The sequence below is a fragment of the Candidatus Sericytochromatia bacterium genome (genome assembly GCA_035285325.1).
Classification (GTDB): Bacteria; Cyanobacteriota; Sericytochromatia; order S15B-MN24; family JAQBPE01; genus JAYKJB01.
This window is the reverse complement of record JAYKJB010000051.1, coordinates 25,959-33,568: the sequence shown is the minus strand read 5'-3', so window position 1 is coordinate 33,568 and position 7,610 is coordinate 25,959. Positions and strand designations below refer to the sequence as shown.

At 67.0% G+C, this 7,610-nt stretch carries 8 protein-coding genes; 1 reads left to right on the top strand and 7 read right to left on the bottom strand.

Annotation, left to right across the window (positions count from 1 at the left end; genetic code table 11):
• On the bottom strand, positions 1-1,100 hold a 1,100-nt coding region (dusB, locus tag VKP62_06740), incomplete at its 3' end, for a tRNA dihydrouridine synthase DusB (protein MEB3196886.1).
• On the bottom strand, positions 1,090-1,515 hold the full coding sequence (gene arfB / locus VKP62_06735; GenBank protein ID MEB3196885.1) for an alternative ribosome rescue aminoacyl-tRNA hydrolase ArfB: 426 nt from the start codon (positions 1,513-1,515) through the stop codon (positions 1,090-1,092). The genes arfB and dusB, both read right to left, overlap by 11 nt.
• A gap of 141 nt (positions 1,516-1,656) precedes the next feature.
• Here arfB and VKP62_06730 point away from each other — a divergent pair, with 141 nt between their 5' ends.
• Positions 1,657-2,391, top strand: a complete 735-nt coding sequence (locus tag VKP62_06730) for a 2OG-Fe(II) oxygenase (protein MEB3196884.1) — start codon at positions 1,657-1,659, stop codon at positions 2,389-2,391.
• Positions 2,392-2,758: 367 nt separating this feature from the next.
• On the opposite strand, the gene VKP62_06725 is transcribed toward VKP62_06730, so the two are convergent.
• From VKP62_06725 to malQ, 5 genes are all read right to left on the bottom strand, one after another.
• A complete protein-coding gene (locus VKP62_06725) occupies positions 2,759-4,243 on the bottom strand; it encodes an MFS transporter (protein MEB3196883.1) in 1,485 nt (494 codons plus the stop codon).
• Positions 4,244-4,495: 252 nt separating this feature from the next.
• Positions 4,496-5,005: a hypothetical protein gene (locus VKP62_06720; GenBank protein ID MEB3196882.1), complete on the bottom strand. Its 510-nt coding sequence runs from the start codon at positions 5,003-5,005 to the stop codon at positions 4,496-4,498.
• A 37-nt stretch (positions 5,006-5,042) separates the two neighbouring features.
• A complete protein-coding gene (locus tag VKP62_06715) occupies positions 5,043-5,423 on the bottom strand; it encodes a rhodanese-like domain-containing protein (GenBank protein ID MEB3196881.1) in 381 nt (126 codons plus the stop codon).
• Positions 5,420-5,995 carry a hypothetical protein gene (locus VKP62_06710; GenBank protein ID MEB3196880.1) on the bottom strand — a complete coding sequence of 192 codons (576 nt, stop codon included), beginning with the start codon at positions 5,993-5,995 and terminating at the stop codon, positions 5,420-5,422. Before VKP62_06710 ends, VKP62_06715 begins: the two co-directional genes overlap by 4 nt.
• Before the next feature lie 53 nt (positions 5,996-6,048).
• Positions 6,049-7,596, bottom strand: a complete 1,548-nt coding sequence (gene malQ / locus VKP62_06705) for a 4-alpha-glucanotransferase (GenBank protein ID MEB3196879.1) — start codon at positions 7,594-7,596, stop codon at positions 6,049-6,051.
• Between the last annotated feature and the right edge of the window lie 14 nt (positions 7,597-7,610).

Genomic DNA, 7,610 nt, shown 5'->3' with positions numbered 1-7,610 from the left:
TAGCGCATCCACTTGGGATCGACCAGTTCGCCCCAGAGCTCCCGCCGCGCGGTGATCAACCGATCCGGCTGGGCCTCCAGATAGCGGTCGAGGGCCGCTTCCAGCTCGTTCAGGCAGGTGGCCGCGTTGGCGGCCGCACGCAACGAGGCCGTCTCAGGCAGGCCCTTCACGAACCAGGCCACGTGCTTGCGGCATTCCGGCACGCCGAGGCGATCGCCCATCTCCTCGACCAGATGACGACACTGCAGCCGGCAGGCCTCGATCCGCTCGAGCAGGGTGGGCTCCGGCAAGCACTCGCCGGTGGCCAGAAAATGCTGGGCACGCTTGAAAATCCACGGATTGCCCATGGCCCCGCGCCCGATCGCCAGCGCATCGACCCCGGAGCTGGTGAAGCGCTCCCAGGCATCCTCCGGCGTGAGGATGTCGCCATTCCCGATCACCGGAATCGTGAGCGCCTGCTTGAAGGCCGCAACCGCCGTCCAGTCGGCCTGCCCGCCGTAGCCCATCACTTTGGTGCGGCCGTGTACCCAGACGGCGTCCAGGCCACAAGCCTCCGCCATGCGGGCGATCGCGAGGCCCGTCAACTCGTCGGCATCCCAGCCCAGCCGCATCTTGACCGTGACGGGAATGCGCACGGCCTGGCGCACGGCCTCGAAGATCGCGGGCGCTTCGTCCGGATAGCGCAGTCGGGCCGCGCCATTACGGGAGTTGACCAGGTGGGGCGCGGGACAACCGAAGTTGAGGTCGACCAGGTCGGCGCCCTCGGCTTCGGCCTTGGCGGCAGCGGCCGCCAGGAAGGCCGGGTCGTGTCCCGACAGCTGGATGGCCACCGGAGACTCGTCGGGATGCAGGACCATGCGCTGCGCCATCTCGTGATGGCCTCGCAGCCAGGCCTCGCCGTTGACCAGCTCGGTCGAGAGCAAGCTGGCCTGGTCAAAACGCCGCACGACGCGCTTGAAGGGACTGTCGCAGATGCCCGCCATCGGCGCAAGCATGACCCGGCTGTGCAGCACCAGCGAGCCGAGGCGCAGCGGCGTACGCGCCCGCTGGCGTGCCGGATGCTCGCTGGCGGGGGCCTCGCCCCCCCTCTCAGTCGTCATAACCGCCCCCACGCTGGCGCTTCTTGGCGCCTTCCTTCTTCTTGCTGGCCAGGCGGCGTTCGCCGCTGGCGCGCGTGGGCTTGGTGGCCTTGCGCGGCACCGGGGGCACCAGAGCCTGGCGCACCAGCAGCGCCATACGCTCCAGCGCCGCTTCCCGGTTCGCCAGCTGGTGACGGGAGGTCTGCGCCACAATCACCAGCGTGCCGTCCCCCAGCAGGCGGCTGCCGGCCAGGTCGGCGAGGCGCGCGCGCGCGTCGTCGCGCAGGCCGTCGATCGCCGCCAGCGCCACGCGCAGCTCGATCTTGGAGGCCACCTTGTTGACGTGTTGGCCCCCGGGCCCGCCGCTGCGGGAGGCCCGGAAGGTCAACGCATCTTCCGACACCCAGACGCCTGGTGCCAGGGTCACTTCTGCCATGCCGCTCCCCTCACCTCTCCATGATACGACACCCGGCGCGTCGCTATGCCTCTCACGGCGTGGCCCATTGCGTCGTCGGTGATGCCTTCCCACGCCGAGTTCGCAGGCAGTGGGGTACGATGAAGGATAGGAATCTGACCCATGCAAGGCTTCTGGCGCTTCGGGCGCTTCCGTCACTACCGCTTACAAGCAGCGCCCCTGGCTCCCCAGCAGGTGGCGGAGATCCGGCGTGCCGTGCTGAACTCGCCCCTGATGGGCGCCAGCAACCTCAACCAGCGATTCACAGGCACCTATGGGTTTTCCGTCGCCTTCTGCCGCAGCCAGCTGGATGAAGTCATCACCCAGTTTCCGGCTTTTGCGCCCTTCTTCGAAGCCGCCCTGCGTCCGGAATGCAATGCGTTTTTCCTCAACCCGCTGCTGATCACCAACGGCGCCGGGGTGGCCCCGCACATCGACCTGAGCCTGAGCAGCCACATCCCGGGCGTGCGCACCCCGCGCAGCGTCTCCGTGCTGTACCTCGAGGTGCCCCCCAGCTTGCGTGGGGGTGACTTGAAGCTCTATGAGGGCCAGCGTCTGAAGGCCACCGTCACGCCGCGCGAGGGTGCCCTGGTGACCTTCCGCGGCGAACTGCGCCATGAGGTCACCCCGGTGGACGCGGGGGCGCCGGACATTTACGAGGCGCGGCTCAGTCTGGTGGTGGAACAGTACCGCCTGACGGACGTGCAACTGGCGCACCTGCCCGACGTTCGGGTGGGCACGCGCCGTGAGGCGACCCCGGCGGAACCGCCACTCTCGGGCGGGACGGGGCCGGGGCCCTTCGGCGACGAGGTGCGCCGCTGGCTGGCCGGCCCCCCGGACGAACGCGGGGTTATGTAACACACAACCCCACCATGACGGCTGGAATTCTGACCAGATCATGGGGCTTGTTTGATCTGGACTGATCGGCTCAGATCTGGAGATCCTGATCACAAGATCATTTCCGGCATTTCGCCGCAAATCAAGTCGATGTGTACACAACTGGCAGATGAACGGGCCAAGATCAGAGATGTGTATCACACAATTCCATTGACAGATTTCAGATCAACCGATCCGAGCGCCCAACTGTCCCCCGTGGCACTGAGGTGCCCCAAGGCGACACCCCGCTGCCACCCGAAAAAAAAGGCCCCCACGAGTCGTGGGAGCCTCCATCGCGTGATTCGCCCGTCCAGCTTGCGGGCGAAGGCAGCCGATGCCGGTGGGGCCGCTACGCGGCGGCCCCGGGAACTTCGCTCGAAGCTCCGCCCGGACGCCGGTCTTGTGCCGCCAGGACGTAGGTGTAAATCACCATCGCCACCAGCGACACGCCCCCGACCCCCGCGATCCAGTACCAGATGACCTGCGGATGATGCAGGTTCCAGAGCATCTGCGTGGCCTGCGGAATCGTCAGCTGCGCCTTGGCCGCCAAGGTTTCCATGACCTTTTCCTTGGGAATGGCCGCGACCGCCTCCGGCGTCATGCCGCCCTGCGACTGAAGCCAGGCCCGCGCGAAGTTGACCTTGTCGCCGTGATGCTCGTAGAAGTTACCCGCGAAGATCGAACCCAAGGCCCAGCCCAAGCCGCTCGGCACCTCGCCGTAGCCCATGAACAGCGCGCGCTTGTCCGGCGGCGCAATCGTGCCCATGTAGTCCTTGGTGCGCGGGCTGCTAAGCATCTCGCCGAGCGTAAAGACTGCCACTCCGCCGATCACCAGGGTGCCCAGCTGGGTCATTCCGGCCATCAGGATGCCGGCGATCGCCGCCAACATGCCGATGCAGATCGCCACCAGCGGCTGGAAGCGCGAAGCCACATAGGCCACCGGGATCATGAACACCATGATCAAGCCGGAGTTCAGATTGAGAATCTGGGCCGAATCCACCCCGCCCTCACGCGAGTGAAACAGGCTGGGGGTGCTGGCGACGGTCGTCCAGTCGTCGATGAAGTTGGGCAGCAGGTCGAACAACTGGTGGAACGAGAACCAGAATCCGCTGAACACCAGAATGAACACGGCCAGCCGCGGCTGCAGAATATCCCGCAAGGACGTGACGAAGATGCGGCCCACCTCGGCCAGGCCATCTTGCCAGCGCTCATAGGGCGCCGGGCGCTGCACATCGGGCTCCTTGAACATGAACAGCGGCAGGAAATTCAGCGCCACCAACCCCGTGTTGAAGGCGAAGATGGCCGACCAGCCGCCCCAGGCCTTGAGCGGGTCGACGGTGAAACCGGCGATGAAGGCCCCGACGTTGACCAGCTCGTAGAAGATGCCCCAGCCAACCGAAGCGTTTCGGCCCGCCACGCTATGCGCGATCAGGCCCTGCACGCCAGGCTTGAACAGACCGGTGCCGGCCGCCAGCAACAAGCAACCAGAGAAGAACGACCAGTACTCGCGCTGGGTCGCCATCAAGGCGTAGCCGACGATCTTCAGGGCGATCGCCACGCCGATGGTCTTCTTGTAACCGTAGCGGTCCGCAAAGCCACCCGTGAACATGGGCAGGAACGAGGCAATCACAGCCCACCACAGGTAGATATTGCCCTTCTGAATGTGGTTGAACTCCAGGCCCCCCAGATTGGCCGCCCCCACGATGTACAGGGCCAGCGAGAGACGCACGCCATAGTAGGCCCAGCGTTCGACGAACTCCATGAAGTTCGCGAACCAGAAGGCGCGGGAATACCCCTGGACCTGTTGCCAGAGGGTGGACGGGGCGGCGGACATGGGCAGATTTCCTTCCCTTCTTTGCCTTTGCTTCACGTTAATTTAATTTTACTTTAAACTACAGGCGTCCATCATACCATCGGGCCCCGAAGCACCGCCAGGGAAGGCGCGACACCACCCATACCGGGCTCAAGCTCCCGCGACGGGCCCCGAAACGCTTCGGCCTCGAGCCGTCCGAACCTGGCGCGGGCTTGGCCAGGAGGCCTGTCCGAACCTCCCGTGGAGGTGGCGACCGGAAAATTTTGGCGCGTATCAGGGCTGGGACGGGTGAGGAAAGTAAGCCGAGACGGCGACGCGCACCTGTCCCGGGGTCCCACCCAGCGGATTGACCACCCCGAAGGGCGCCAGCGGAACCGTGACATAGGTGTTCAGGCTGAGTCCCTGGGTCGTTCCACGCAGGCGCAGGGTCAGCGGGAGTTCCAGGGCAGCCGGTCCCACCTGAGCGAGGGCGTCCACGCGCCTGCGTTGGCCCCCTCGAATCCGCTCCAGGTTGCCGACGGGGGAGGTGAAGACCGCAATGCGCGGCGCCAGGGCTCGTCGCAGGAAAGCATCGTAGAGCACATTGCCGGTCTGGATGGAGGAAGCCGAGGCCCACAGCTGAATCCGACCAGCCCGGTCAGTGGCGCCCACCAGCGGCGCCCGTCCCCAGACATTGGGCGCCAGTGCAGGCGCCTGCGCATCGACGTGGCTGCGACGGGGATCCGCTTGCAGCGCCCAGCCGGGCGCTGCGCTGGCCCCCCAGATCAGCCAAGCGAGCGCCATCGCCCTCTTTACGCGCATCATCACCCGCGTGGCGCGCTCAGCGCTCCGGCGTGGCGATCGGCGCGCCGGCAGCCTGCCAGGCCCGCCAGCCCCCCGCCAGGCTCAGCACATTGCGGTAGCCCATCCGCTGCAGCGCATCGGCCGCCAGGGCCGAACGAAAGCCTCCGCCACAATAGAGCACCAGCGGCGTATCGTGGTCGGGGAAGCGTTCTTCGATGTCACGTTCAATGATGCCCTTGCTCAGGTGCAGGGCGTCGGTGGCATGCGCCTGGGCCCATTCATGATCCTCACGGACATCAATCAGAGCGGGGGCGTCCGCACCGTCCCTCAGCGCGAGGAAAGCCGTCACCTCGATCTCGCGAACGCGTGACTTGGCGTCCTCGACCAGGGCCAGAAAACCGGGCGCGTGCTGCTTCACGAGGCCACCTCCTGCAGGCGATCGCGACAGAGCAGACTCGCCACGGCCGCCACGATGGCGGGCTGGTCATGGTTCAAGGGGCCCGCGGTCAGCGCGCGATGCACCCACAGCGCCCCGACCGGTCGCCCGGCAGCCGTTTGGCAGGGATACACATACAGGAAACCCAGCTGCGCCCCCCAGCCTTCGGCCCGGAAGTAAGCCTGCAGGGGCGATGACCAGGCCGGGGCCTCCGCCTCGTCCAGCTGCCCCATGCACAGCAGCGGCCGCTGGGCAACCTGAGCTTCGGCCAGCACCGGCGGGGTCTCGCTGAAATGGGCCTGGGCCGATTCCGCCGGCCAGGCCGCCAGGGCGAGCTCTCCCAACGGGCTGCCGGCGCGGGCCGCCAGAACACGCACGCCCCCGTCGGCCGTCGGCGCGAAGAAGGCCATCACGTCCCCCGCTTCCAGTTGCCCCAGCAGGTCCAAGGCGCGTTCGGCCGCCTCGGGCACGGGCAGACTGGTGAGGGGTTCGGCGAACGCCTCCGGCAAGTCGAAGGGCGGCGGCGATTGAAAGGGAATGCGAGCGATGGGCATCAAGGTCTCCAGAGGGCCCCTGACAACCCAGGGGCCCGTTACCAGGGCACGGTTCAGACGGCGTGGACCACCATCGCCTCCACCTCGGGCGAGGCGACTTCAATCTCAGCCTCGGGCGTGCGGCCGTAGAGGTAGGTCAGGTCTCCCAGCCAGTGGGCCAGCTCCCCGTTCAACTGGTCCGGGAAGAGGCGCCAGGCCCAGTTGGCCGAGGCCAGGCCGGGCGTGTTCATGCGCGCGGCGCTGCCGAGGCCCAGCAGGTCCTGCGCCGGCACCAGCGCGATGCGGGCTGGACTGGCCAGCACGGCCCGCACCATGGCGGCCGGGAAGCCCGGCCCGTCCGTCCCCAGGTAGCGCAGGGCGAAGCCCCGTTCAGCCTCGGAGGCACTGTCGAACCAGCCCCGGACGGTGTCGTTGTCATGCGTGCCGGTGTAGGCGACGCAGTTGTGATCGTAATTGTGCGGCAAGTAGGCGTGGCCAGGACCACTGAAGGCGAACTGCAGGATCTTCATGCCGGGCAAGTCGAAGGCCAGACGCAGGGCCTCCACCTCCGGGGTGATCAGGCCCAGGTCTTCCGCAATCACCGGCAGGTCGTCTCCCAGAGCCTTGCGCAGGGCCGCGAACAGCTTGGCACCCGGTCCGCGCACCCAGCGGCCGTTGACGGCCGTCGGCTCCCCCGCCGGCACTTCCCAGTACGCCTCGAAGCCGCGGAAATGGTCCAGGCGAACCATGTCGTAGAGCTGCAGCGCCTGGCGCATCCGGGCGATCCACCAGCTGTAACGCTTCTTGGCCAACACGTCCCAGCGGTAGAGCGGATTGCCCCAAAGCTGGCCGGTCTCGCTGAAGTAATCCGGCGGAACACCGGCCACCACGGTCGGCGCGAGGTTGTCATCGAGATGGAAGAGCGACGGGTTGGCCCACACATCAGCACTGTCGAAGGCCACGAAAATCGGCACATCGCCCACGATACGCACGCCCTTGTGCTGGGCGTGCGCCCGCAGGGCCGCCCACTGGGTGAAAAACTGCCACTGAACAAACTGGTGATAGCCAATCGCGGGCGCGTGGGCGGCGCGCGCCTTCTTGAGCGCCGTGGCCTCGCGCCGGGCGAGCGGAGCGGGCCACTGGTTCCAGCAAGCCCCACCGTGCGCCTCTTTCAGCGCCTGGTAAAGCGCAAATTCATCCAGCCACGCGGCCTCGGCCCGACAGAAGGCCTGCAGTTCGGCCCGCTGGTCTGCCGAGGCATGCGCCTGAAAACCGGCATAGGCCTGTTTCAGACGCTCAGACTTGAACCAGACCACGTGCCCGTAGTCGATCGCATCGCCGTTCGCAGGGGCGTCGTTCAGATCAACGGACGACAGCCAGCCGGCGGCCACCAACGCGTCCAGGTCCAACAACAAGGGGTTGCCCGCGAAGGCGGAGAAGGACTGGTAGGGGGAGTCACCATAGCCGGTGGGGCCCAGCGGCAGCACCTGCCACAGGCGCTGATTGGCCTGCGCCAGCCAGTCGACAAAGGCGTAGGCCGAGGGGCCCATATCCCCGATGCCGTGACCGCCTGGGAGTGAGGTGGGGTGCAAGAGAACACCGCTGTAGCGGGCGTGAGCCATGTCGTTTCCTCCGG

What these genes read in the sequence shown, in the direction of transcription:
- VKP62_06725 (MEB3196883.1), bottom strand. Translation starts at nt 4,243, where the DNA reads ATGTCCGCCGCCCCGTCCACCCTCTGGCAACAGGTCCAGGGGTATTCC.
- malQ (MEB3196879.1), bottom strand. Translation starts at nt 7,596, where the DNA reads ATGGCTCACGCCCGCTACAGCGGTGTTCTCTTGCACCCCACCTCACTC.
- VKP62_06710 (MEB3196880.1), bottom strand. Translation starts at nt 5,995, where the DNA reads ATGCCCATCGCTCGCATTCCCTTTCAATCGCCGCCGCCCTTCGACTTG.
- VKP62_06720 (MEB3196882.1), bottom strand. Translation starts at nt 5,005, where the DNA reads ATGGCGCTCGCTTGGCTGATCTGGGGGGCCAGCGCAGCGCCCGGCTGG.
- VKP62_06730 (MEB3196884.1), top strand. Translation starts at nt 1,657, where the DNA reads ATGCAAGGCTTCTGGCGCTTCGGGCGCTTCCGTCACTACCGCTTACAA.
- arfB (MEB3196885.1), bottom strand. Translation starts at nt 1,515, where the DNA reads ATGGCAGAAGTGACCCTGGCACCAGGCGTCTGGGTGTCGGAAGATGCG.